The following is a 23667-nucleotide window of genomic DNA, read 5'->3' on the forward strand; positions in this document are numbered from 1 at the left end:
AATGGGACTGGAAGACGAATACGTCGGCGATGCCGATTGGCAAACTTTCGTGCGGTTGTACGAAGAGGACTACCTCGACGACAACGCCCGCATGCTGGCCAAGGCCATGGATGACAACCTCGACATGGCAGTGGTGCTCTACGGAAAAAGGGGGCTCAAGGAAGGGTTCTGGTGGCTGGAACAGACCGTGCCCGCCCTGGGTAACAAACGCCCGGCCGATTGTCTCAAGACCCCGAAACTGATCAAGCGTCTGAGAATGGCCTTGATGAGCATGCCCTGATACGCCAGTAGCGTGTTGGAGAACGTCACCCCGCGATGGCCTCTACCCCCTAAGAATTTCGCCGGAAAGCCCTCATGCTTTGGCCTACGAGAGACGCCATGAGCCTGAAACAAGAGTTCGTTGCCTTCACGGCAACCCGGCAGCAACAAACCTGCGCCGTGGTCTGGATCGCAGGTGGCGCATCCAGGTGAACGAAAGATCAGGATCAAAAGATCGCAGCCTTCGGCAACTCCGACACTGCACCCCGCCCTTCGTCGCCTGAAAAGGAACTTCGCCCCGAATCCCTTATCTCAAAGAGCACTTCGCCATACTGGCGGGCTTTGGAGCAAGCGCGTGCCAATCCACAGCAGTGCACGTTCTTTGAGATTTGTGCCGATGGTCGACAAGAACCTACAGGATTCGTCCCAACCTCACTGGCCCGAAGCGGCCCAGACGCTCATGGCGCTGATGCACGCCCAGGGCGAAGTCGCGCGCCTGAGCGAGCGTGAGCAGCTATTCAGCTCATTGCTGGTCAGCGTCAACGCGGTGCTCTGGGCGTTCAACTGGGAAACCCGACAGGTCCTGTATGTCAGCCCCGCCTATGAACGAATCTTCGGTCGGCCGGCAGGTCTGGTGCTGGCTGATTTCAATGAATGGCGCGACGCAATCTACCCCGACGACCTCGAATACGCGGAGCGCAGCCTGGCCGAAGTGCTGGTCAAAGGTGCCGTGGAGGATCGTGAGTACCGCATCATCGCTGCCAATGGCCAGATCCGCTGGCTGAGCGACAAATGCTTCATCAACCGTAAGGCTGAGTCGGGGCAACCGGTGATCGTGGTGGGCATTGCCGAAGACATCACTGAAAAGAAGCTGCTGGAAAGCGAACTGCAACGACTGGCAACCACCGACGTGCTGACCCAGAGCAGCAATCGCCGCCACTTCTTCGAATGCGCTCACCGTGAATTCGAGCAGGCACGACTGCAGGGCACACCCATGGCGTTCCTGTTGCTGGACATCGATGATTTCAAAGTGATCAACGACACCTACGGTCATCAGGAAGGCGATAACGTGCTGCAGAAAATCGCCGAAAGCGGACGTTCCGTTCTCAGACGCGGTGATCTGTTTGGACGAATCGGTGGTGAAGAATTCGCCGCGGTGTTCCCTGGCTGTGCCCCGGACATGGCACTGCAAGTCGCCGAGCGTCTGCAGCGCGAGATTCAGCGCCTGGCTTTCCGCAGCGGGGAGAAAGGCTTCGGCATCACCGTCAGCCAAGGCTTGACCAGCCTTACCGCCGAAGATCAGAGCCTCGACACCCTGTTCTCCCGCGCCGATGCGGCCATGTACGAAGCCAAGCGCCAGGGGAAAAATCGCATCATTGCGGCTTGAGCAATCTCGTCGCCAAGGCGTCAGCAAAACTCCAGTCATACCCCCTGTGGGAGCGAGCCTGCTCGCGATGGCGGACTGACAGCCAGCGCATCGGTGAATGGCACACCCCTCATCGCGAGCAGGCTCGCTCCCACAGGGTTGGTCAGCGGCCTTACTTGCGGCGCAATCGCATCAACTCCGGCAATCCGATCTTCAGCAAACGCGCCGTGCGCCCACGGGCCAGCTCTTCCAGCCCTTCATGCTCGGTCAGATGGGCCATTTGCGCCGCCATGTTCATCACCAGTGCCTCGCGGGAGTAAACCCCGCCGCCCAGGCCATAGGCCGCCGCAATCAACTCCCGCAGCTCCAGCGGCAGACGCCAGCGGGTGCGCAGCGCGGAACCGAAGCTGGCACCGAACTGATCGAGCAAATTGCCCACCTCCTCCGATTCGTCGAGCTCGCCGCCGGCCTGCGTCCATTCCTCCAGGCATCGCAACAACGCCAAGTCCCCCAAGCGATGCAACAACCCGGCGCAATAGCAGCGCTCCTGCTCCAGATCCAGCAGCCGCGCCAGCATCCGGGCGTACTCACCGGTGTGCAGCGACAACTCCCAGTAACGCTCGGCATAGTCTGCCAGGCACGGGACACTGAGTCGGGCACAGCGCTTGAGGGTCAGCCCCAGAATCAGGTTCATGCTCTGCCCGGTACCAAGCTGATGCAGCGACTGCGCGACCGTCTGCACCAGGCCGCCGCCCTGATGCTGCGCAGCGCTGTTGGCCGCAGCAATCAGCACGGCGGTAATTTGCGGGTCGGTGCGGATTTCTTCTTCCAGCAGTTTCAGGTCCAGACCGCCGGGGTTGAGGCTGCGCTTGACTGCCACTTGCACATCGGTCATCAGCGGCGCGCCTTCGGAAGAATCACGTCGACGCTCCAGAAAGGTTGTCAGGGTCTGCTCCGGGGCTGACACGGCGGTGGAGCAATCCTCTGCGCTGCTCAACAGTAGCCCCTGCAAACGCTGGGTCAGGTCTTCCCGGTTCAAGGGTTTGGTCAGGTAGGCCGCAGGCGCCAGCGGCAAGACCTCACGTACGCTGGCGCTGTCGTTGCGCCGGCTCATGAGAATGAACGGCAACACCGGTTTTCGATGCTGCTGGCGAAGGCCCCGCAGGATGCTCAGGCCATCGACGCCCGGCAATTCCCAATCGGCGATCACCAGGTCATAGGCGTTGTGCGCAAGCAGATACAGAGCCTGCTGGCCCTCGCCGCACGTATCCACCCGGGCATCGCAGCGTATGCCCGATAACACCTGCTCAAGCAGCTCCCGAGACACCGGATCGGCCTCGGCGATCAACACACGGGGTACAGCGGGTAAATCCACGGCAGTCATGCAGCATCGCTCCCTCGCAATACTTGCACCTTAGCCAATGGTGGCCGTTGCAGACAGCTCTACCCTTGGGAATATGTTCCCGAATATGAAAAAACCCGCTGCGAAGCGGGTTTTTTGTGGGTCAGCGCACAGCTCAGGGCTCGTACAATCAGAGCTCGGAGAAGCACTCTTCGATGATTGCCAAGCCTTTGTCCAATTGCTCGTCTGGCGAGGTCAGCGGTACCAGCACCCGCAGGACGTTGCCGTAGGTGCCGCAGGACAGCAGGATCAAGCCCTTGTCGCGGGCCTTGGCCACAACCTGAGCCACGGCCGCCGCGTTCGGCTTGTGGGTATCGCCATTTTCGAACAACTCCACGGCGATCATCGCACCCAGGGCACGGACTTCGCCGATGACCGGGTATTTCTTCTGGATGGCCTTGAGGCCAGTCACCAGACGCTCGCCCACCGCCTTGCAGCGATCCAGCAAGTGCTCTTCCTCAAACACCTCCATCACCGCCAGCGCAGCAGCGCAGGCAATCGGGCTGCCGGCGTAGGTGCCACCCAGGCCACCAGGGGCAATAGCGTCCATGTACTCGGCCTTACCGCAGACACCGGCCAACGGGAAACCGCCGGCGATGGATTTGGCGAAAGTCGTCAGGTCGGCGGCAACACCCATTTGTTCCATGGCGAAGAAGGTGCCAGTCCGACCGGCGCCGGTCTGTACTTCGTCAGCGATCAGCAGAATGCCGTGCTGATCACAGAGGGCGCGCAGGCGCTTCATGAATTCCTTGGGCGCCACGTAGAAACCACCCTCGCCCTGTACTGGCTCGATGATGATTGCCGCGATGTCACGTGGTTCGGCGTCGTTCTTGAAAATACGCTCGATGCTGGCAATGGAGTCGTCGATGCTCACGCCGTGCAGTTCGTTCGGGTACAGCGCGCGGAAGATGCCGCCGGGCATCAGGCCCATGCCGGCCGAATACGGCACGACTTTACCGGTCAGGCCCAGGGTCATCATGGTGCGGCCGTGGTAGGCACCGGTGAAGGCAATTACACCGGCGCGACCCGTGGCGGCGCGAGCGATTTTTACCGCGTTCTCCACCGCTTCGGAACCGGTGGTCACCAGCAGGGTTTTCTTGGCGAAATCACCCGGCACCTTCGCGTTGATTTTTTCGCACAGTTCCACATACGGCTCGTAAGCCAGCACCTGGAAGCAAGTGTGGGTCAGCTTGTTCAGCTGTTCGGTCACGGCGGCGATGATTTTCGGATGTACGTGGCCGGTGTTCAGCACCGCGATACCGCCCGCGAAGTCGATGAATTCACGGCCTTCAACGTCGGTTACCGTGGCATTCTTCGCCGATTCGGCGAAGATCGGGTGAATCTGGCCAACACCGCGTGGTACAGCGGCTTCGCGGCGTTTCATCAGGGAAGCGTTGGTCTTGTTGCTCATTGAATATGTCCTCATTCGCCGCTCATCGGTCGGCGTGGGTCAAGGCGTACATGGACGGGAGGCAACTGCGACAGCATGCGATGATCGACTGTCACAGCGTTCCGGCCACAAGAAACAGAACGGGTGAAACGCGCAAAGGGACAGCGCTCTCGTGCCCTTTGCGCTTGCAGCAGAATCAGATACCGAGGCAGAGGTATTTGATTTCCAGGTAATCCTCGATGCCGTACTTGGAGCCTTCACGGCCCAGGCCCGAGGCCTTGATGCCGCCGAACGGCGCGACTTCGTTGGAGATCAACCCGGTGTTGACGCCAACCATGCCGTATTCCAGGGCTTCGGCCACGCGGAACACACGGCCCAGGTCGCGGGCATAGAAGTACGAGGCCAGGCCGAACTCGGTGTCGTTGGACATCGCGATCACTTCGGCTTCGTCTTTGAAGCGGAACAGCGGCGCCAACGGGCCGAAGGTCTCTTCCTTCGCCACGGCGGCACTCGAGGGTACGTTGGTCAGGATAGTCGGCTCGAAGAAGTTGCCTTCCATGGCCTTGCCGCCAGCCAGCACGGTCGCGCCTTTGCTGACCGCATCAGCGATGTGCTCTTGCACCTTGGCAACCGCTTTCTCGTCGATCAACGGACCGGTGGTGGTGCCATCTTCCAGACCATTGCCGATCTTGAGCTTGGCGACTGCCACTTTGAGTTTTTCAGCGAAGGCGTCGTACACCGAATCCTGGATGTACAGACGGTTGGCGCAGACGCAGGTCTGACCGTTGTTGCGGTATTTGGAAATGATTGCGCCTTCGACGGCCTTATCCAGGTCCGCGTCGTCGAACACGATGAACGGCGCGTTGCCGCCCAGTTCCAGGGAGACTTTCTTGATGTCCTTGGCACATTCGGCCATCAACTGACGACCGATTTCGGTCGAGCCGGTGAACGACAGCTTGCGCACGATCGGATTGCTGGTCAGCTCGCCGCCGATGTCGCCGGCACTGCCGGTGACCACGCTCAGCACGCCCTGCGGGATGCCGGCACGGTGAGCCAGTTCAACCAGCGCCAGCGCCGAGAACGGGGTTTGCGAAGCCGGCTTGATGACCATGGTGCAGCCCGCGGCCAGAGCCGGGCCGGCCTTGCGGGTGATCATCGCAGCCGGGAAATTCCATGGGGTAATGGCAGCAGTCACACCGATTGGCTGCTTGATCACGATCAGGCGCTTGTCGGGCTGGTGGCCAGGAATCACATCACCGTAGATGCGCTTGGCTTCTTCGGCGAACCATTCGATAAACGAGGCGGCGTAAACAATTTCGCCCTTGGCTTCGGCCAGCGGCTTGCCCTGTTCCAGGGTCATCAGGCGACCGAGGTCATCCTGGTTTTCGATCAGCAATTCGTACCAGCGGCGCAGCTTGTTGGCGCGCTCTTTGGCGGTGAGGGCGCGCCAGGCCGGCAACGCCTTGTCGGCGGCTTCAATCGCCCGCCGGGTTTCGGCAGCGCCCATCTTCGGCACCGTGCCCAGCACTTCACCCGTTGCCGGGTTGGTAACCTTGATCGTCTGACCATTGTCCGCGTCGACCCAAGCGCCATCGATAAAGGCTTGCTGGCGGAACAACTGGGTGTCTTTAAGCTGCATGTCGGCTTTCCTTAACAGCACCGCGCGCGCGCGGAGCGAATTAGATTTGTAGAAAGGCGCCTCAGGGGCTGCCGTCAGGGAAATCATCCACCGGGCTGAAGCACAGAAATAACGCACATAAGCACAGACGTGCGGTTCAGCACCCAGACAAGAGCGTTTGAAATCTCAAACGAATCCTAGGGCCGATGGGGGGGAAGGACAATAGGCTGTTCGAAAAAAAGAACAAAAAACCTGAATTTGCCTGCTTTTTCTGATCAGCGTAGCCCATACCCACCTATGCTTATGAAAACACCGGCAAATCAGCAGCATGGACGCCCGCATTGCATATGAGTATCATGGCGCCCGCGTCGCACCAGTAGCTCAGCTGGATAGAGTACTGCCCTCCGAAGGCAGGGGTCGTGGGTTCGAATCCCGCCTGGTGCACCATCTGCAGAATCAAAAGCCCCAGGTCTTGCGACCTGGGGCTTTTTTGTGGACGCTGATTTCACTCAACGCTTGCGCAACGCCTCCAACCGCGCCGGCAAGTCCTCCTCGGGAAAGCGCTGATGCAGCGCCAGCAGCTTTTCATCAGCAGCCTTGTCCTCACCCGCCTCGCGCAAGCGCAGGATTTCCAGCAGTTCCTGCTCCAGCGACGGCCGTGCAGCGGGCACGCGTTTGCTCATTTTCGCCGCAGGCTTTTCCGCCAAGGCGTGGTCAGCGCTTGCCGGGGCTTGAGCGATTTCGCCCTGGGGTGCTGCCATGCGGGCTATCGGCGCGGGAGCGGACATGGCGGGCGGCGGTGCGGCGGCGACCGCGGACTCCTGTCGATTGGCGGAAAACTCCATCGGAGCTGGCGCGGACAGGTCGCTCTGAGGTACTGGCGAGCGAACCACCAGACCGATCATCAACGCGACCCCGGCGACCGTGGCGAATGCCATCTGCCAGCGCGGCCATTGGCAGGCCTGTAGCCAGCGTTTCCACAGACTGGGCGTAGGCGTCGGGGCTTCGCGACGGGCGGCAGCCAGGATGAAAGCGTCCAGGGACACGGGCGGTTCGCCGCTGGTGTGTTGGCGAAAATGCTCGATCAGCATTTCGTCATCGGGCTTCGGGGTGTGTTTGGAATCAATCATGCGGGTACCTCCTCGGCCAGCAGTCGATGCAATTTCTGCTGGGCGTAACGCAAGCGGCTTTTTACCGTTTCCAGCGGGGCGCCGGTCAGGGCGGCGATCTGCGGCAGCTCCAGGTCGCCGTGTAGTCGCAGCAGGAAGACTTCCCTCTGGTCTTCGGGCAAGGCTTGCAACGCGGCGTCCAGGCGGGCCTGATCGCGACTCAGGCTCAACTGCTGTTCGGGGTTGCTGGTGTCGTCGGGCTGGACATGAACCTGTTCGTCGTAACTGTCGTGCAGCGGGTTGCGGACACCGTGTTTGCGCCAGTGATCAATCAAGCGGTTGCGGGCAATCTGGAACAACCAGGTACGAAAACTCGCCCGTCCTTGTGGCTGGGTAGTGCTGCGGATCAGGCTGAGCCAAGTGTCCTGGAAGACTTCCTCGGCCAGTTCGGCTTTGTTGCTCAAGGACACCAGAAAACGATATAGCCCCTGTCGATGGCGGGCGTACAGGACTTCAAAACAAGCCCCGTCGCCATCGCGGTAGCGGGCCAGCAGCGATTCGTCGCTGGGGCAATCATGCGGAGCGGGCATGTCGGTGGCGAACTCCTTTGCGGTCAACACAGTTCTGGCAGGCGACAAGAGAATACCGTGGGAGCGAGCCTGCTCGCGATTGCGTCGGATCAGTCAATAATGATCGTGATCGATCCACCGCTATCGCGAACAGGCTCGCTCCCACATTTGATCCTCGTCGTGGTCAGGATCAGCGCTCAAGGCTCTGCGCGAGTTCCACTAACTGGACAAATTCGGCACGCAGCCCAAACGGATCATCGCCCCGGGCGGAACGGGCCAATTGCGCGGTGTCCTTCAAGCTCATCGTCCCAGTGTAGCGGCCATCCCCCTTGAGCTGTTGGGCGAAGGCGGCCACAGCGGCCGAGAAGCGCAAGTCATCGCTGGCCTTGTCATTTTTTTGCGTGCTGCCGACAGGATGCTCGATCAATCGGCTGCTCCCACCTTCAACGGGCTTGTAGCGCACGCGCAGCATCGCCAACTCCCCTGCCTTGCCCTCCAGCTTGGGTGTGCTCGCATAACGCAACGGTTCCAACCAGCCCTGCTCGCCTTTCGGAACAATTTCATACAAGGCGGTCACCGTGTGTCCGGCGCCTATTTCGCCCGCATCAACCTTGTCGTTGTTGAAATCCTCACGCTTGAGCGCGCGGTTCTCATACCCCAACAGCCGATACTCACTGACCTGAGCGGGGTTGAACTCCACCTGCAACTTCACATCCCGCGCCACCACCGCCAGGGTGGAGCTGAGCTGGTCGACCAATACCTTGCGCGCTTCAAGCAAGTTGTCGATGTAGGCGTAGTTGCCGTCACCGGCATCGGCCAATTGCTCCATCAGATGCTCATTGTAGTTATCCACACCGAAGCCCAGCGTGGTCAGGGATACACCGCTTTTACGCCGGTCCACCGCCATTTGCTTGAGGCTGTCGAAGTCACTGACGCCGACATTGAAGTCGCCATCGGTGGCCAGCAGGATGCGATTGATGCCTTTGTCGATAAAGCTTTCCTGAGCCATCTGATAGGCCAGCTCGATCCCCGACGCACCTGCGGTGGAACCGCCGGCGTCCAACTGATCGATTGCGTTGCGGATCTTGACCTTGTCGCGGCCCGAGGTCGGCTTGAGCACCACCCGGGATTCGCCGGCGTACACCACCAGAGACACCCGGTCCTGCTCGCGCAATTGCTCCACCAACAACTTCAGGGTGCTCTTGACTAGCGGCAGGCCCTCGCGTCGGTCCATGGAGCCGGAAACATCCACCAAAAACACCAGGTTGGCCGGCGCCAGGTCCGCCACGGCGCGATCGCTCGCCTTGATGCCGATACGCAACAGGCGCGTGTGAGGGTTCCATGGCGACGGGGCTACTTCAGTGGTCACGCCGAAGGGAGATCCGTCGGTGGGCAAGGCATAGTCGTAAGGGAAATAGTTGACCATTTCCTCCAGTCGTACGGCGCCTTCGGGCGGCAGGCTACCTTGATTGAGGAAACGTCGCACATTGGCGTAGCTGCCGGTATCGACATCGACGCTGAAGGTCGAGACCGGCGTTTCGGCAACACTATGAATAGGATTGTCCTGCAGTTTTTCATACTGCTCGCGGGGCTCGGCGCGGTAATCCCCCGCGACAGCATCGGTCCTCACCCTTGGCGAGGGCATCGAAGCCGGAGCGGCCATACGCTTGACCAGAGGCTCGCGCACGTTAGCAACTTCGCTTTGCCGCACCGGGGCGGGGGACGCAGACGGTGGTTCGGCCGGCGTGGCAGCCTCCCGGGACGAAGACAACCCACAACCGGCCAATGCCACCAGCAAGGTCACGGCGAAGCCCTGGGCAGCAGGACGTAGGAATGAAGGAGGACAGGACATGGGTTGAACCTCGTGAATGAATGATCCGTTCACAGGGTCAGACGCGAGGCACTCGTGGTTCGGGTTAACGACCACGATATTCTTTTAATACGCGAGCATGCCTAGCGGGACGGAATGGCCCGCAGGTCGTCGGCGATAAAGCGGCTCAGTTGGCCGGTGTAAAAGCCTTCGACATCCGAGTTACCTCTGTTGGTCAGAGCGCCCACCATGCTTCTCATGTTCTGAAATTGCCCGATCGCGTCATGCTCGCAACCAATTCACCACCAGGACGACTCAGCACCCAAGGCGTCACGTAACTGCGCCGCAGTAATGCGGCGCTGTCCCGGATCAAACGTCAGCGCCAAGCGCAACGCCGCCCAGCAACGCCTGGGCAAATTGCGCGGTGCCTTGAGTTCGCGCTCCATGCGGGCATCTCGAGCTTGGGTTGAAGGTAAACGGCGGAACGGGTGTTTGCCGCTCGCCAGTTCATACAGTAAGCAAGCCACCCCATAGGCATCGGCCCCCTCTGACAACGGTGCGCCGTCAAGCAACTCAGGGGCGGCGTAGCTCGGGGTCCAGGCGTTGAGGCGATCTCGACTCAGGTTTGGCAGGCTCTTCAAAGGCCCTTCTTGCGCCAGGCCCAAGCCGAAATCAAACAAACGCACCCCCTCCTCGCTGAGCATGACGTTGCTTGGCTTCATGTCCCCGTGCAGCACGCCCCGGCTGTGGGCATACGCCAAGGCGTCGAGCAGCGGCGCGGCGATGGCTTGCAATTCATACCAGGGCAAACCCAGCGGCCGCTCGCAAAGCAGTTGGTCCAAGGTCAAGCCACGCATCAGTTCCATGGTGATAAAAGCCCGTCGATGGTCAGCGTCCACTTCGAAGGTGTATGGACGCAACACGTTCGGGTGATGTAATCGCCTACTCAAGGCGAACTCACTGTAGAGCAGCGCGCTCGCGTCAGGTGAGCCATCGAATTGCTCACTGAGCATTTTCAACGCAACGTATGGATCGGGATCACCGTATTGTTCGTGTAGCAGGTCCCGTACGCGGTACACGATCCCCATGCCGCCTGCTCCGAGCAGGCGTTCTAGGCGATAGCGACCTGCGAGTATTTGCGATAGTCGCTGATACGACGCTCGCCCGATGCCATCGAAGCAGACGCATTGGCGAAGGCAGAATTCGTGGCATGGCTACCCGCCCCACCTATTTAGCACCCCTTTTCCATCAAGCTACGCATCCTTGCGCCTTTGCCTACAACTACGCCAGAATCCACCCGCTTGTGCGCCTTGCCCATGGGTTCTATCGTTTCCCTGCCACTGCCCATCAGTGGTCGGGTTTAGTAGCCCTGGTTGGAAATACATAATGGTTGCATGAGTCTCATCAGTCAGGCGTCGCCTGCATTTGATGGTGGCTGTGCGCATGGCGCCTTCGGGCGCGCCGGGCTTTTATGTATTTTCCACCGGTCTACTAACTTGCGCACAGCTGCCACCCCCTTCGTTTAGTAGCGAGATGGTTGCGGCCTACTAGAAGGAAAAATGCATATGTTCAAGATAACGCCGAACCCTCCAGAAACAGACCCAACCTCGACTCATTCCGGTAGCAAAAATAAAAAGCACGACGAAGCCGCCAAACGCGCCTTGGATCACTACCTGCTACCGAAACCGGAAAAGTCCGAAGAAGCATCCAAACCGGGCCAGTTGTTCACCGTGGCAAAAAACGCCGACAACGAATGCCTGCTCGCCAACCTCAGCGAAAACCTGGCATCCGCCGACGCGATGATCAGCAACCTGGCTTTCGACCTCGAAGGCCCCCGCCGCCACATCGCCCTCGGTGTCCAGCAACTGATCGAACTGAGTTCATTGCTTGCGAACCGGGTGCTGGATAACGTCGATCCGCGATAACAACCATCCGATATCAAACCCGACGTCTTGCGTCGGGTTTGAGGTATTTGCATCTGACCGCAGCTTTCCTAGCGAGCCTGTTTCATCTCATCACTGGGCTGCGCTTTCGTTTCGCTGCATCCCTTACAGACGCCTAGCAAACGGCCCAAAAACTAACGACTATCGACTCTTCTGCTATCGGCCAATAGCTGCCTTGCGGGTATTAAGGCTGCAGCTAGTAACCACAGTCGGTGATCGCGGTCAGGTCGTGCAATAGCGTGCTTGGTACGTTGATGGCTAAGCACCTACGTTGTGCCCGCCCGAAGATGGACGCCTAATCCTGTAAGTCCTTGTCAATGCGCGCCGAATAGCCGTCGACCGAATCGGCGCAGACGCGATGGTCCAAAATGCCCCAGTTGCTTTTCAACCTCGGCGGATACGGCATTCTGCTTAAGCGCAAACATCAGGCCAAGGAAACTGGTGAGATGAGCTGACAGCTTTGAGGACGTATCGTGGTTATTTTGCCACCGAATGTTCAAGTTTTTGAGTGTAGATACCAGCGTATTTCCGCAGATGGTCCATCCCGCAGACGGTTGGTGAAGCTCGCGCCAGCGCGAGAAAACCCAGTAAATGTAGATCGACGTCGGCAGATATCCCTCATACCACGCGAGGAATTCATCGAACTGGAGACTCCAGAATCTATCGAAGAATATCTCAGCTTCAACGTTAAGGCGTTCGGAGCTCCATGCACTTGCAAATCCTGAGGCCGATTCTGACTGTGCGATCAGCAGCTCACAGCGCTTCTTCTGAATTTCGTCAAATTGCTTGTGGAAGTGAATGATGAGGTCCGCTTGCTTGTTTTGAATGCTGAAGCGTGCATTCATATAAATAAAAACCAGAGTCAATAAGGATGTGGCGATCGGCATGATCTGCCAAAAACCGATTTCGGGTTGAGTGCTCATCTTTGCTCCCTAACGAACTTGACGTAAACACACGCTGCCTGTGGCGGGATACCCACATCGCTATGAGCATAGACCTGAACCGTCATTTGGTACTTTAAGGAGCTGCCTTAAGGCAACATTCGCGACCGACGGCTTTTGGCCGTTTTCTGCCTTTAGCGACAGGCAGAAAGCGGCCAGAAGCGGCCTGTTCCATGGTGCTTCAAGTTTGCTGCGAGCCGATTTTGGACTGGTATCTTTAGGTGCACACTGCGAGCGCCGCGGCGCTCGGGCTCTAGCAATCACGTCCCCCAGCGAGCATCATCACGAGGGCATTATTGCACCTACATTTTTCTCATTCTCTCCGAGATGATAGTCTCCTGATACAGCTTAATTAGATGGAATTAACAATGCTTACTGAAGAGATTCTCAACGCTCAGCGCCAAGTTCGGACTGACGCGTACCAAATGTCGATTGGCGAAATTGTAGGCATGTATGACAACAAAGAAATCATCATTGACCCAGAGTTTCAGCGCCTTTTCCGGTGGGACATCGGTCAGAAGTCAAAGCTGATTGAATCGTTGTTGCTTGGAATCCCGTTACCATCGATCTTCGTTTTCGAGCGGGACGATGGGGCTTGGGAGCTAATCGACGGTCTCCAGCGGATATCGTCAATCCTTGAATTCATGGGGCGCTTACGGCACCCAGACGATGGGTTGCTGGCGCCGTCCGTCTTAGAAGCCACTAAATATCTGCCCTCATTGCATAACGTGGTCTGGGAGACTTCCGACCTCGCTGACCTTCCAGCAGTGGACCAGCAGCCTCTCGACAAAACGCAACAGTTAGCCATCCGCCGAGCTCGACTCGGCGTCGAAATATTGAAACGCCCTAGCGATGACCAGACCAAGTACGATCTATTCCAGAGGCTGAATGCCGGAGGCACCCAAGCAAACGCTCAGGAACTTCGGAACTGCATAATGCTGATGATCAACCGTGACTACTTCCGGTCTGTGAAGGCCTCGGCGGAGCAGGACGCCTTTAGAAGTGTGGTATCTGTCAGCGATGAGCAGGCTGAAAAGCAAAGACATATGGAGTTGGCCGTACGGTTCTTAGTCCATACCCAGGTGCCGTACGATGGCCGTCTTGATGTTGAGGAATATATCGACGAGGGAATCGTGACCCTAGCGCAGAACGGAGATCCCGCGGACGCAGCATTGCTTATCAATCAAACGTTCCAGCTCCTTTACGAAGTTGCTGGAAATAGCGCCCTTCGACGCTTTCAAAATGGCGCACATGGCGGAAAAGTAGGCCTTGTCGGTCTAGAAGGGATAGCCGTAGGTGTAGCTAAAAATCTTCACGCGATCCTTGCTCTCGGTCCTGTGGCATCTCGAGATTTTGTAAGAGAGCGAATAGAAAACTTCTGGATACAGCCGGCGACCGCGACCTTCACGTCACTCGGCCTCCGCGGGACAGTTCGTATTCAGCGTACCGTTCCATTCGGAGAGGCATGGTTCCGTCCATGAGCAAACCCTATACCGAGGCTAACTTCTCCGAGCAAATAACAGAAGACCGCAACTGGCGTATCAAAGAAATCTCCGACCTAAAGACGGCAATCAGGCGAGGTGACGAGGGCGTACGTAGGGTACTGCTACGAGCCCTAGTTGCCATTTGTTACGCTCACTGGGAAGGCTACGTTAGGTTTTCTGCAAAGAAATACCTAGAGCATGTGGCGTTAAGAAAATTCCAATACGGTGAACTTAATACGCAATTCTTCCGTAACTACTTTCTGCCGAGATTAGCCGCCCTCTCTACGTCGAAAGCTAGCATCGCAGAGCGAAGTGCCTTAGTTGATGAGATTTTGAACTCTGCGGATCAACGCTTCACCAGGGTGAACGACGACCTAATCAATACAAAAGCGAACCTTAATTCTGAAGTGCTTACAGATATATGCTTAGTATGTGGAGTCCCTCCTGAGCCATTTGCAGAAAAAGCTACCTTCATAGACGTTGTTCTCCTTAAGCGAAGGAATGCCATTGCCCACGGTGAAAATACCTTAGTGGCACTCGCTGACCTCGACGAAATCACCAACGAGTCCATTGGGCTAATGCGAGCATTCGGTGACGCTTTAGAAAATCATGTGGTACTGCAAACTTATAAAGCTGTTTAGTTGATGTTGTATTCTCAGAATAGCGGAGGCCATGGCCCCCTCCGTCGCATTAGCATCCGCTTTTGGGCCAGGCTGTGTGAAAACATTTTAGAGCAGGTTTGAGGGTCCGATCCGGAATGAAAATCGCGCGCCTACGCAAATTTCAGGTCTGCTGACTAAACAAACGCTGGCGGATTTGACGTAGCGACGCAGACTTCAAAACGGTGCCTGCGTTTTTACACAGCCTGGGCCGTTTTCAGCCCTTCGCGACAGACAGAAATCGGCCATAAGCAGTCAGTCGGAAATGTCCACGAAACCATGGGCGACTCATCACAATTTTGAACGTCATCAAGATCGCCGAAGCACTAGATATAAAGCCTTCAGCCCTACTAGAAATAGCAGGGCTATAGGTCTCACAAATTCCTCTTAGAAACTAATCAATTATACAAACGAAATGGCAGGTCTTCTGCGACGGCTTGCCCAGGAGTGCATAGCCACTGCCACACTTGTTGTTGTGTTAGGCTTCCCTCGCACAATCGCAATAGAGCCTCACCCAAATCCCCGCTTTCAACTACGCTTAACCGGCCACAGGATGCAATTTGTTGTGGCACACTCGGATCTACTCCGGGATGGCAAAGAGTCACGCAAAAACAATCTCTAAAGCTATGAATTTCGGAGGCCGCCAAAACCTCTACCGCTTTATTGTAATCGACAAGCTTATCTCCCTCTTTAGATTTTAGCTCGACCACAACCGAAGGCGAATCGAAGAATTTGACTAGATAGTCGGGCGCTCCAGTTTTTGTTTTGTCATCTAATTTCTCAAACGCTACACCTAGCTGAACAAGCACCTGTTCGAACGCCACTTCAAACGCATCACCTTTTGCTTCATAATAGTTCTCAATTAGAACCTTGCTCTCGCATCTGCTAGCTCGTTTTAGATGCCTAACAGACATTCGCTTCCGCTGGTCAACTTTCCAATCTCGACAAGCGTCTCGTACCCAATTTGCTTTAGCTTGCGCATTAGGCTTAGATTTTACAAAAGCTAAAATTCTTGCTGAATTCGCCTCAGGACTGCCAAGCATAAGCAATTGCGGCGTTGTGACTCCATGGTGCTTCAAGAGCAACATTTCATGCCTATACAGCTTTAAAGCACTACCCGCCGCAGATACGCCTGTCATCCAGAGAATGTCGTCCGGCAATCCCTCTTGGACTCTGTATGCTAATCTTCGAATGTAGCGCGTCAGCTTAGATATAGCGCGCAGTAAAGTATCTTCCGCTCTTAATTGTGGCGGACGAAGAAGTGGCGGCACGCGCTTATCGGCGGCGGACATAGCTATCCCAGCTAATCCCTGTAGGACCCAGGATAGGTTTCTGTTCATTTCTTTGACAGCGCCAGCACTCAGAGATTTAACTTCACGCTCGATTGCCCTAATCTCAACACCGCTAGTCCATTTCTGGCACAACCATGCCGCATTAGTAGGTGCTGGATCAACTTGCCAAATTGATTCCATTAGGTCATCCGCGAGGTGCTGCGCATCATAAATTGGATCTTTCAACTGATAAGGCAGGAACCGAGTAGGTTTAACTCCATTTCTCGGACGAAACTCAGGGCTGGATAAGCATGCGGAAAAGATAAGCATCTCTAGCCTGGACTTGAGATCCGTCGATTCAAGATGCCCAATGAGCTCTGCCAAATAAAGTGATTTCCTAGACAGAAAGTTGATTAAAAACACCCCAGTTTCAGGTAGCAAACCACTGAACCCGACCGCTCGCCCCACAGGCGTAGGGCTTAGGTCCCCACCAGATGTTTCAACGACGAAGCCAGCATCAATCAACCCGGCCAGAGCAAGACCGACTTTACTCGGCCACGTCTTAAATGCAGTTAAGTTGTTATCTTCTTCCTTTAACGCACTGAACGTTGTGCAAACAAGCTCTTCAAGCTCGGCTCTGTTGTTGCACAACCCTGAAGATATCAGTTGCAGTGAAAGCTGACCGAACCTAGCAGGCACAATCCGCGCTTTGATTTCAGGAAGCTGCTCTATTGATAGATAACTTGTAGCTAATGCGCGTTGCGGCCCGGTACCAAAATATATTACACGCCCTTCTGCATGTTCAAACCCCATACGCCCGACCCGCCCGGACATGTTGTGGAACTCTGCGCTATCTATTGCGACATACTGCCTTTGCTGGCCGTCCCAACGCTCCCAATTGGCAAATACTGCTGCCCCTAGAGGGAAATTCACACCTGCTGCTAAAGTACTTGTAGCAAATACAACATCCAGCTTATTTTCTGACAAGTAACGCTCCACTACTCCTCGCTCTTCGTCAGTCAAGTCCGCATTATGACTCGCAACTCGGAGATCCAGTATCTTCGCCAGCATCGTGTTAGCTGAAGTTTCAGGCAAGGTATCGAACTCTAACGACAACTGTCCTTGCTTACCCTTGTGGTACGAAGCTACAAAAGCCTCAGCAAGATCATAAGTATCTTGCTTTTTCATGCAAAAAACTATGATTGGGAGTGGTGGGTTATCTTGCTTAAGCAGATATGTTAAAGCTGAAATCGTTTCCGCTTTAACTCCAGCAGGCAGTCGCTTGTCCGATTCCATCACATCAGGTTTCGCACTGCTTACTGAATAGATCTGATCGCCAATCCAGCATTCATACCGTAAATGTTTCTCGCGCTTTTGCTCGAAAATAAGCTGAACCCGCAGCCAGTTCGCTAAGTCCTGGGCGTCCTTGCTTTTTAACACTGCTGACAATCCTACAAACTGTTTCCAACCCGCGTTCCGCATAAGTGTTAAAAGGACTTCAACATTTTGCCCGCGGTTTTCGTCTCCCATCAGTTGAATTTCATCGCACACGACAATCGTATTTTGCATGCTTTTCGGCACCCCAGATGCCGACAGTAGCGCTAAATATTTTTCATATGTAGCAATTACCAGAGGAGCACTTAGAGGAGTCGCAGAATACTGTCCCGTGGCATCTTCGACATAGTCCCCCGTGGCAATAACTATGGAAGCACCATCGCCCTCCAAATATCTGTCCAACAACAACGTTTTGAAGTCTTCAAATTTCTGCTTGGCCAGTGCGCGATGGGTCACCAAATAAACTGTTTTATTCCCAGCGAGCAGCCCTTCAGCAATAGCCCAGAGCCCAATTTGAGTCTTTCCCGTGGAGGTAGGGGAAACCACCAGCATGCTTTGTCCATGCGCCACGCCAGACTCCAACGCGAGGTACTGAACATCAGTGAGGGAAATCGCCCCCTCGGATCGGTAGACCAACCCATCGGCCACAGATGCGGACAGACCGTGTTCTACTGGAAAGGTATCCCTCATGCCTAGCAACTCCTGTCATGCGTTGGGGTACAAGCGCCCAGAGCAATCTGGGCGCCGAGTGTCCGAATCCGGCAGAAGCATACGTAGCATTAAATGGCCATATTGGCCATCCTACTAAGCGTCAGAGCGACAATCTGGGGAAAACAGGGCGGTAAAATGCATAGCCATATAATCTGTAACTACATAATTTTTAATAGATTTACACTGGATCATGTAGTGGATTCGCTTTTTCACCACCACTTTAAATCGCGCCTAGTTTCTCAGAGACCGAATGACTGGTTCTGGCCGATAGCTGCCCGTCGGAACGAACCGCACAAGCCCGTATGCGCCCTATAGATTCACGCGGACAACCTCCAAGCGGCTTCAAAATTTGCAGTTCCCCCTAGCGCCCCGTAACTCAGCAGAAAAAATATCAATCTGCCACTATTGTTCCGCCCGATCCTGCCGACACAAGCAGCATCGTTTTTAAATCATAAGGACTTGATGCATGTCTTTTCACACCTTCCGCACCCTCGCTGCACTGACGTTACTCGCCTGCCTCACGCTCACCGGCTGTGCCCACGTTCAACCGCCAGTACCACTGGATCATCAATTCTGGGACGCCAAGGAGCCTACTATCGGCGTGGCGATTACCGTGGTGCCGGAGCCTGTGCTGGCGCTGACCGGCAACCAGGGTCTTCTGGATTTGGCCATCAACAAGGGTGTTAACAGCACGCTCAGCGACAATGTCGAGAAATGGCAAGTCAAGGACCTCAACACGCTGCCGGACGCCATTGTCGCCAAGTTGCAGGCCAAGGGTTACAAGGCCAAACGAATCGACGAGCCGGTGGATCTGAAGGTCTATAAGGAAGTCAGTTTCCGCGAAGGCTACACGGTCCGCGACCTGACGCCGCTCAAGGCGACTTACGGGGTGGATCGCCTGTTGTTGGTCAACATTCTGGCTACCGGCGCCACTCGCAGCTATTACAGCGTCGTGCCGACCAGCGTGCCGATGGCGCAGGTGGGCGGGCAAGGCATGGTGGTTGATCTGGCCGACAACAAGCTGCTGTGGTTCAAACCTTTTGCCGTCGTGCAGGCCGCTCAGGGTGAGTGGGACGAGCCCAACTACGCCAATCTGACCAACGCGTTCTATCAGGCGATGGATACCAGCCGCCAGCAAATGATCACCCCGTTCGAACAACAATGAAACGGGCACTGTTAGCGGCCGGCACGCTGGTCCTGCTGGTGCTGGCCGGTTGCGCGCAGAAGCCTGCGCCGCCGGCCGGTTTCAAGTCGCAAGAGGCGGTGACTTACGTCCAGGCCCATGGGGTCAAGGTGGATGTACAACTGCCGCCGGCGTTCGTGGGGGCCAGCACTGTGGTCGACGCCAAGGCCGCGCAGCAGGCCGCGTCGTCGAGCCATAATCTGATTGCCAGTTCCGGCAACACCGCCGGGCTTGCCGGTTTGCTGGTCGCCAGCCTGATCAATACCCAGATGGGCAGCGGCAGCTTGCAGCGGGATGCGGAAACCGCTGCGGCCAAGGAGTCGCGCCCGCTGGCCGACCTGTTGGCGGGCGTGCCGTTGCAGGAACGTCTGCAACAGCGTTTCCAGCAGGCTTCGCTGGCAGCCGGCCTCAAGCAGGGAGCGGGGCCCGTGACTGCGCGCCTGCTGGTGGAACCTAAACTGATGCTCACTCCCGATCGCGGCAGTTTCGTGCTGATCAATCAGGTGCAGGTCCAGGATATTGCCGGTTCGGCGCTGTACCGCATGCGCATCGAAGTCACCAGCCAGCCGATTCGGCGTTGCGGCAGCCGCTGCATTGATGATGGCAGCCTGGATCTGACGCAAGTCACGGCGGTGCTGGACGAGTGCATCGACGAATCGATGCGCGTGCTGACCACCGACCTGATGCTGCCGACCCCACCGCCAGCCGCCCAGGAAACCTTGCGTTATGTGCTCGATGGTCAGCGCGTGGTCGAGCGCGGTTATCAACTGGCCCACAACGGCAGTTACTGGCGTTATCGCAACCTCTACGGCGCGGTGAAATCAGTGCCGGTGCCGTTCGAGGATGCGCTGACAGAGGCGCAGTTGCAGAAGGTATACGGGCGTTAATCTAGGTTGCGCCGCCGAGCGGGGATAAATACCCTCGCCCAACCAACAGGCGGCCATCGCGAGCAGGCTCGCTCCCACATTGGCGGTTTGGGGCCTTCGACGTTCGGGAAAAAGCCATAAAAAAAGGGCATCCGACTCAATCGGCATGCCCTTTTTTTCTACCGCTTGCCCCCTAACTGGGGAACCCGCGGCGATTATGGATTGACGCTGGCCTTCAACATTTTGCCCGGCTTGAAGGCGACGGTGTTGCTGGCCTTGATCTTCACCGGCTCACCGGTCTGTGGGTTTTTGCCGGTACGCGCGCCGCGGTGGCGCTGCAGGAAGGTGCCGAAGCCTACCAGGGTGACGCTGTCCTTGCGGTGCAGGGCGCCGGTGATTTCTTCGAGAACGGCGTTGAGGACGCGGTTGGCTTGCTCTTTAGTGAGGTCAGCCTTTTCCGCGATGGCGGCGGCGAGTTCTGGTTTACGCATGAATGAAGCCCCTTTTGACGGTTTTTTTGTTGTTATGTCTGGGCTGTACTCATGGAAACAGCCCCTAAGGCGCCGCAGGCTCTACTCTGCGGCAGACGGGAGTGAGGATGGCACGGGGCCGCAGGCGGCGCCAGTGTCAGGGCGGCCTTTGTCGCGCCGAAAGCAGGGTATTTACGACAGAAGGACAGGCATTTACGCCAGCAACGCTGGAAGCTCTTTGTTCAGTGCCAGTTTTTCCATCACCGCCGCGCCGGTCAGGGCGTAACCCAGCAGATTGCCGTTGGCGTCGCGGCACAGGGCCTTGATGTCACTGCCCTGCCCTTCGACGCTCCACACGCCTTCGCTGCCCCGCGGTGGTGGCGAAACCACCAGTGGGCACACCGGGGTTTTCACGGTAATTGGCATGGCACCGTAGCGCACGGCGGTCGGGTTGCCGGCCAGGGTTTGGGCCAGGGCGCGGGCGCAGCTCATCAGCGGCATGACGTACAGCAGGTTCAGGCCGTCGACCTCGGCGCAGTCGCCCAGGGCGTAGATGTTGGCGTGGGAGGTTTTCAGGTGGCGGTCGACCACCACGCCGCGATTGACCACCAGGCCGGCAGCGGCGGCCAGGTCGATGCGGGGGCGCAGGCCGATGGCCGAGACCACCAGGTCGCAGGCGATCACCTGGCCGTCGGACAGGTGCGCCTCCAGCCCGTCGGCCACCCGTTGCAGGCGATTGAGCACCGGCCCCAGGTGGAAACGCGCACCGAGGCTTTCCAGCCCGGCCTGTACCGCAGCGGCGGCCGCAGGGTGCAGCAGGGTCGGCATGACTTGCTCGCACGGCGCGACCAGTTGCACTTCGTAACCGCCCAGGATCAGGTCGTTGGCGAATTCGCAGCCAATCAGCCCGGCACCGAGCAAGAGCACCCGGCGCTTGCCGGCGGCCGCTGCGCGAAAGCGTGCGTAGTCTTCCAGATCGTTGATGGGGAAGATCAGGTCCGAGGCATCACCCTGTACCGGCACGCGCACGGTTTCTGCGCCCCAGGCCAGGATCAGGTCGCGGTAGTTCACCGTTTCTTCGCCGATCCACAAGCGTTTGTGGCCCGGATCGATGCCGCTGATGCGGGTGTGGGTGCGCACTTCGGCGTTCAGTTGCTCGGCCATGGCGCCCGGCTCGGCCATGCTCAGGCCGTCGGCGTCTTTGTTTTTGCCAAAGCCTGTGGAGAGCATGGGCTTGGAGTAGGAGCGACCGTCATCGGCGCTGATCAGCAGCAGCGGAGTTTCGCTGTCGAGTTTGCGAAACTCCCGGGCCAGGTTGTAACCGGCAAGGCCCGTACCGACGATGACGACAGGTGCACTCATGTTGCTCTCCATGTAGCTCTCCATGCAGGAAACGATCAGATAGCGATCATTTCGAAATCCGATTTACCCACGCCGCAGTCCGGGCAGAGCCAGTCTTCGGGTACGTCTTGCCAGGCAGTGCCGGGCGCGATGCCGTCATCCGGCCAGCCAAGGGCTTCATCGTAGATCAGGCCGCAGACAATACATTGCCACTTTTTCATTCAGGTACTTCCTCAGGTGTCGGCATTTGCCGGTATGGTTGGGTCGATGTAAAGCTGCCCCTTCCGGCTCAGGGCGTTTTGTACTGATCGGTCGCGATAGATGCAAGCATGATCGACGCTAAGACCGCCCCGCTGAATCAAATTCGCCAACCGACATGGTAAGCTCGCGGCCTCATTTGCTGCCATTCAAGACCTCTGTGCCGCATACAAATTCGATATTTCCTACACTCCAATGGTTGCCCCAGCCCCTGCTGTCGCCTCGCCCTGACGCCTGTGTGCTCGACTGGCTGTTCGACGAAGGGTCCCTGACCCGGCGCCTGACGCGGCTGTCGGATGAGCGTTTCAGCGTGACGCCGCTGTTCGAAGGTTGGCAACCCTTGCGTGCCGATGAATGTGCCGCGCTGGATCTGGCCGAGGGCAGCGAAGGCTGGGTACGCGAGGTGTATCTGCGCGGCCATGGCGAGGCCTGGGTGTTTGCCCGCAGTGTGGCGGCGCGTAGCGCGTTGCAGGGCGACGGTTTGCAGATGGACGAGCTGGGCAGTCGCTCTCTGGGCGAGTTGCTGTTTTGCGACCAGGCGTTCCAGCGCCGGGCCATCGAGGTTTGCCATTACCCCGAACAATGGTTGCCGGCTGAGGTGCGCGCTCGTGAACTGTGGGGCCGCCGTTCGCGTTTTGATCGCGGAACGTTGAGTGTGCTGGTGGCGGAAATTTTCCTGCCGCGCCTGTGGACCGTCGCCCGCGCCTATTCGGAGAACTGCTGATGTACGTGCAACTGCTCAAATCCTTGAACCGCCTGAACCCGCGGGCGTGGGACTTCGTGCAACTGACGCGCCTGGACAAGCCCATCGGCATCTATCTGCTGTTATGGCCGACGTTGTGGGCTTTGTGGATTGCCGGGGAAGGTTCGCCGTCCCTGGCCAACATCGTGATTTTCGTGCTTGGCGTGGTTCTGACTCGCGCCGGTGGTTGTGTGATCAACGACTGGGCCGACCGCAAGGTGGACGGCCACGTCAAACGCACCGAACAGCGCCCGCTGGTGAGCGGCAAGATCAGTTCGAAAGAGGCGCTGGTGTTCTTCGCGGTGCTGATGAGCGTGAGCTTCCTGCTGGTGCTGTGCACCAATGCACCGACCATCTTGCTGTCCCTCGGCGGGCTGGCGCTGGCGTTCAGTTACCCGTTCATGAAGCGCTACACCTACTATCCGCAAGTGGTGCTGGGGGCAGCGTTCTCCTGGGGCATGCCGATGGCGTTCACTGCCGAAACCGGGAATTTGCCGGCGGCGGCCTGGCTGCTGTACATCGCCAACCTGCTGTGGACGGTGGGCTACGACACCTATTACGCGATGACTGACCGGGACGATGACTTGCGGATCGGCGTCAAGTCCACGGCCATTCTGTTTGGCGATGCCGACCGCGTGATCATCCTGACGCTGCAGGGCTTGGCCTTGGGTTGTCTGCTGCTGGCCGGGTCGAAATTCCAGTTGGGCGGCTGGTTCCACTTGGGGCTTGTGGCCGCTGCCGGGTGTTTTGCCTGGGAATTCTGGTACACCCGCAGCAGGGACCGGATGCGCTGCTTCAAGGCGTTTTTGCACAACCACTGGGCCGGGTTGGCGATTTTCGTGGGGATTGTGCTGGATTACGCGTTGCGGTGAGACCGCTGACCCAACGCTGAACCCACGGTCATGAAATCTTTGTGGCGGGGGAGCTTGCTCCCCGGCCAC

Annotated in this window: 20 protein-coding genes, 1 tRNA gene and 1 pseudogene; 10 read left to right on the top strand and 12 right to left on the bottom strand. The window is 57.5% G+C overall.

Features of this window, described 5'->3' with window-relative positions; genetic code table 11:
• Position 1 precedes the first annotated feature (1 nt).
• Positions 2 to 280, top strand: coding sequence for a hypothetical protein (locus CRX69_RS26225; RefSeq protein WP_107323122.1), 279 nt, complete (start codon positions 2 to 4; stop codon positions 278 to 280).
• A 375-nt stretch (positions 281 to 655) separates the two neighbouring features.
• Positions 656 to 1645, top strand: a complete 990-nt coding sequence (locus CRX69_RS26230; protein ID WP_047226760.1) for a GGDEF domain-containing protein — start codon at positions 656 to 658, stop codon at positions 1643 to 1645.
• A 151-nt stretch (positions 1646 to 1796) separates the two neighbouring features.
• Here CRX69_RS26230 and CRX69_RS26235 read toward each other — a convergent pair whose 3' ends face one another.
• The 3 genes from CRX69_RS26235 to gabD form a co-directional block, all read right to left on the bottom strand.
• A complete protein-coding gene (locus tag CRX69_RS26235) occupies positions 1797 to 3008 on the bottom strand; it encodes an HDOD domain-containing protein (protein WP_107323123.1) in 1212 nt (403 codons plus the stop codon).
• A 148-nt stretch (positions 3009 to 3156) separates the two neighbouring features.
• Entirely contained in the window at positions 3157 to 4437 is a 1281-nt protein-coding gene (gene gabT / locus CRX69_RS26240; protein WP_047226758.1) for a 4-aminobutyrate--2-oxoglutarate transaminase, read from the bottom strand.
• Positions 4438 to 4612: 175 nt separating this feature from the next.
• Positions 4613 to 6055 (bottom strand): NADP-dependent succinate-semialdehyde dehydrogenase, encoded by a 1443-nt coding sequence (gene gabD / locus CRX69_RS26245; protein WP_107323124.1) that lies wholly within the window; start codon positions 6053 to 6055, stop codon positions 4613 to 4615.
• A gap of 349 nt (positions 6056 to 6404) precedes the next feature.
• Here gabD and CRX69_RS26250 point away from each other — a divergent pair.
• Positions 6405 to 6481, top strand: a tRNA-Arg gene (locus CRX69_RS26250).
• A 62-nt stretch (positions 6482 to 6543) separates the two neighbouring features.
• On the opposite strand, the gene CRX69_RS26255 is transcribed toward CRX69_RS26250, so the two are convergent.
• The 4 genes and pseudogenes from CRX69_RS26255 to CRX69_RS26270 all read right to left on the bottom strand — a co-directional run.
• On the bottom strand, positions 6544 to 7164 hold the full coding sequence (locus CRX69_RS26255; protein ID WP_107323125.1) for a hypothetical protein: 621 nt from the start codon (positions 7162 to 7164) through the stop codon (positions 6544 to 6546).
• A complete protein-coding gene (locus tag CRX69_RS26260) occupies positions 7161 to 7733 on the bottom strand; it encodes an RNA polymerase sigma factor (RefSeq protein WP_047226755.1) in 573 nt (190 codons plus the stop codon). The genes CRX69_RS26255 and CRX69_RS26260 overlap by 4 nt, the downstream gene beginning before the upstream one ends.
• A 169-nt stretch (positions 7734 to 7902) precedes the next feature.
• The gene (locus CRX69_RS26265) at positions 7903 to 9564 is read right to left on the bottom strand and encodes a vWA domain-containing protein (RefSeq protein ID WP_107323126.1); all 1662 of its coding nucleotides are present in this window, start codon (positions 9562 to 9564) and stop codon (positions 7903 to 7905) included.
• 257 nt (positions 9565 to 9821) lie between these two features.
• Positions 9822 to 10661, bottom strand: a pseudogene (locus CRX69_RS26270) (serine/threonine-protein kinase); the annotation flags it as partial.
• Between the two features lie 426 nt (positions 10662 to 11087).
• On the opposite strand from CRX69_RS26270, the gene CRX69_RS26275 reads away from it, so the two are divergent.
• The gene (locus tag CRX69_RS26275; RefSeq protein ID WP_107323128.1) at positions 11088 to 11447 is read left to right on the top strand and encodes a DUF6124 family protein; all 360 of its coding nucleotides are present in this window, start codon (positions 11088 to 11090) and stop codon (positions 11445 to 11447) included.
• A 332-nt stretch (positions 11448 to 11779) separates the two neighbouring features.
• On the opposite strand, the gene CRX69_RS26280 is transcribed toward CRX69_RS26275, so the two are convergent.
• Positions 11780 to 12388 carry a hypothetical protein gene (locus CRX69_RS26280; protein ID WP_107323129.1) on the bottom strand — a complete coding sequence of 203 codons (609 nt, stop codon included), beginning with the start codon at positions 12386 to 12388 and terminating at the stop codon, positions 11780 to 11782.
• A gap of 386 nt (positions 12389 to 12774) precedes the next feature.
• On the opposite strand from CRX69_RS26280, the gene CRX69_RS26285 reads away from it, so the two are divergent.
• Both CRX69_RS26285 and CRX69_RS26290 read left to right on the top strand, forming a co-directional pair.
• Positions 12775 to 13887 (top strand): DUF262 domain-containing protein, encoded by a 1113-nt coding sequence (locus CRX69_RS26285; protein ID WP_107323130.1) that lies wholly within the window; start codon positions 12775 to 12777, stop codon positions 13885 to 13887.
• Positions 13884 to 14531, top strand: a complete 648-nt coding sequence (locus CRX69_RS26290) for an MAE_28990/MAE_18760 family HEPN-like nuclease (RefSeq protein WP_107323131.1) — start codon at positions 13884 to 13886, stop codon at positions 14529 to 14531. The genes CRX69_RS26285 and CRX69_RS26290 overlap by 4 nt, the downstream gene beginning before the upstream one ends.
• 416 nt (positions 14532 to 14947) lie before the next feature.
• On the opposite strand, the gene CRX69_RS26295 is transcribed toward CRX69_RS26290, so the two are convergent.
• Positions 14948 to 17845 carry a DEAD/DEAH box helicase gene (locus tag CRX69_RS26295; RefSeq protein WP_107323132.1) on the bottom strand — a complete coding sequence of 966 codons (2898 nt, stop codon included), beginning with the start codon at positions 17843 to 17845 and terminating at the stop codon, positions 14948 to 14950.
• Positions 17846 to 18332: 487 nt separating this feature from the next.
• Between CRX69_RS26295 and CRX69_RS26300 the strand changes: the two genes are divergently transcribed.
• Together CRX69_RS26300 and CRX69_RS26305 are read left to right on the top strand one after the other, a co-directional pair.
• The gene (locus CRX69_RS26300; protein WP_047226735.1) at positions 18333 to 19031 is read left to right on the top strand and encodes a hypothetical protein; all 699 of its coding nucleotides are present in this window, start codon (positions 18333 to 18335) and stop codon (positions 19029 to 19031) included.
• Positions 19028 to 19936, top strand: coding sequence for a hypothetical protein (locus CRX69_RS26305; RefSeq protein WP_047226734.1), 909 nt, complete (start codon positions 19028 to 19030; stop codon positions 19934 to 19936). Before CRX69_RS26300 ends, CRX69_RS26305 begins: the two co-directional genes overlap by 4 nt.
• 194 nt (positions 19937 to 20130) lie before the next feature.
• On the opposite strand, the gene CRX69_RS26310 is transcribed toward CRX69_RS26305, so the two are convergent.
• From CRX69_RS26310 to CRX69_RS26320, 3 genes are all read right to left on the bottom strand, one after another.
• A complete protein-coding gene (locus CRX69_RS26310) occupies positions 20131 to 20406 on the bottom strand; it encodes an HU family DNA-binding protein (protein WP_047226733.1) in 276 nt (91 codons plus the stop codon).
• A 192-nt stretch (positions 20407 to 20598) separates the two neighbouring features.
• Positions 20599 to 21747 (bottom strand): NAD(P)/FAD-dependent oxidoreductase, encoded by a 1149-nt coding sequence (locus CRX69_RS26315; RefSeq protein WP_047226792.1) that lies wholly within the window; start codon positions 21745 to 21747, stop codon positions 20599 to 20601.
• Between the two features lie 35 nt (positions 21748 to 21782).
• On the bottom strand, positions 21783 to 21947 hold the full coding sequence (locus tag CRX69_RS26320; RefSeq protein ID WP_047226732.1) for a rubredoxin: 165 nt from the start codon (positions 21945 to 21947) through the stop codon (positions 21783 to 21785).
• Between the two features lie 197 nt (positions 21948 to 22144).
• Here CRX69_RS26320 and CRX69_RS26325 point away from each other — a divergent pair, with 197 nt between their 5' ends.
• Both CRX69_RS26325 and ubiA read left to right on the top strand, forming a co-directional pair.
• On the top strand, positions 22145 to 22708 hold the full coding sequence (locus CRX69_RS26325) for a chorismate--pyruvate lyase family protein (RefSeq protein ID WP_047226791.1): 564 nt from the start codon (positions 22145 to 22147) through the stop codon (positions 22706 to 22708).
• Positions 22708 to 23598 carry a 4-hydroxybenzoate octaprenyltransferase gene (gene ubiA / locus CRX69_RS26330; protein WP_107323133.1) on the top strand — a complete coding sequence of 297 codons (891 nt, stop codon included), beginning with the start codon at positions 22708 to 22710 and terminating at the stop codon, positions 23596 to 23598. Before CRX69_RS26325 ends, ubiA begins: the two co-directional genes overlap by 1 nt.
• The last annotated feature ends 69 nt before the right edge of the window (positions 23599 to 23667 follow it).

The sequence above is a fragment of the Pseudomonas rhizophila genome (genome assembly GCF_003033885.1).
Classification (GTDB): Bacteria; Pseudomonadota; Gammaproteobacteria; order Pseudomonadales; family Pseudomonadaceae; genus Aquipseudomonas; species Aquipseudomonas rhizophila.

Coding starts and splice junctions, on each gene's coding strand:
- CRX69_RS26225 (WP_107323122.1), top strand. CDS start 2: ATGGGACTGGAAGACGAATACGTCGGCGATGCCGATTGGCAAACTTTC.
- CRX69_RS26230 (WP_047226760.1), top strand. CDS start 656: ATGGTCGACAAGAACCTACAGGATTCGTCCCAACCTCACTGGCCCGAA.
- CRX69_RS26235 (WP_107323123.1), bottom strand. CDS start 3,008: ATGACTGCCGTGGATTTACCCGCTGTACCCCGTGTGTTGATCGCCGAG.
- gabT (WP_047226758.1), bottom strand. CDS start 4,437: ATGAGCAACAAGACCAACGCTTCCCTGATGAAACGCCGCGAAGCCGCT.
- gabD (WP_107323124.1), bottom strand. CDS start 6,055: ATGCAGCTTAAAGACACCCAGTTGTTCCGCCAGCAAGCCTTTATCGAT.
- CRX69_RS26255 (WP_107323125.1), bottom strand. CDS start 7,164: ATGATTGATTCCAAACACACCCCGAAGCCCGATGACGAAATGCTGATC.
- CRX69_RS26260 (WP_047226755.1), bottom strand. CDS start 7,733: ATGCCCGCTCCGCATGATTGCCCCAGCGACGAATCGCTGCTGGCCCGC.
- CRX69_RS26265 (WP_107323126.1), bottom strand. CDS start 9,564: ATGTCCTGTCCTCCTTCATTCCTACGTCCTGCTGCCCAGGGCTTCGCC.
- CRX69_RS26275 (WP_107323128.1), top strand. CDS start 11,088: ATGTTCAAGATAACGCCGAACCCTCCAGAAACAGACCCAACCTCGACT.
- CRX69_RS26280 (WP_107323129.1), bottom strand. CDS start 12,388: ATGAGCACTCAACCCGAAATCGGTTTTTGGCAGATCATGCCGATCGCC.
- CRX69_RS26285 (WP_107323130.1), top strand. CDS start 12,775: ATGCTTACTGAAGAGATTCTCAACGCTCAGCGCCAAGTTCGGACTGAC.
- CRX69_RS26290 (WP_107323131.1), top strand. CDS start 13,884: ATGAGCAAACCCTATACCGAGGCTAACTTCTCCGAGCAAATAACAGAA.
- CRX69_RS26295 (WP_107323132.1), bottom strand. CDS start 17,845: ATGAGGGATACCTTTCCAGTAGAACACGGTCTGTCCGCATCTGTGGCC.
- CRX69_RS26300 (WP_047226735.1), top strand. CDS start 18,333: ATGTCTTTTCACACCTTCCGCACCCTCGCTGCACTGACGTTACTCGCC.
- CRX69_RS26305 (WP_047226734.1), top strand. CDS start 19,028: ATGAAACGGGCACTGTTAGCGGCCGGCACGCTGGTCCTGCTGGTGCTG.
- CRX69_RS26310 (WP_047226733.1), bottom strand. CDS start 20,406: ATGCGTAAACCAGAACTCGCCGCCGCCATCGCGGAAAAGGCTGACCTC.
- CRX69_RS26315 (WP_047226792.1), bottom strand. CDS start 21,747: ATGAGTGCACCTGTCGTCATCGTCGGTACGGGCCTTGCCGGTTACAAC.
- CRX69_RS26320 (WP_047226732.1), bottom strand. CDS start 21,947: ATGAAAAAGTGGCAATGTATTGTCTGCGGCCTGATCTACGATGAAGCC.
- ubiA (WP_107323133.1), top strand. CDS start 22,708: ATGTACGTGCAACTGCTCAAATCCTTGAACCGCCTGAACCCGCGGGCG.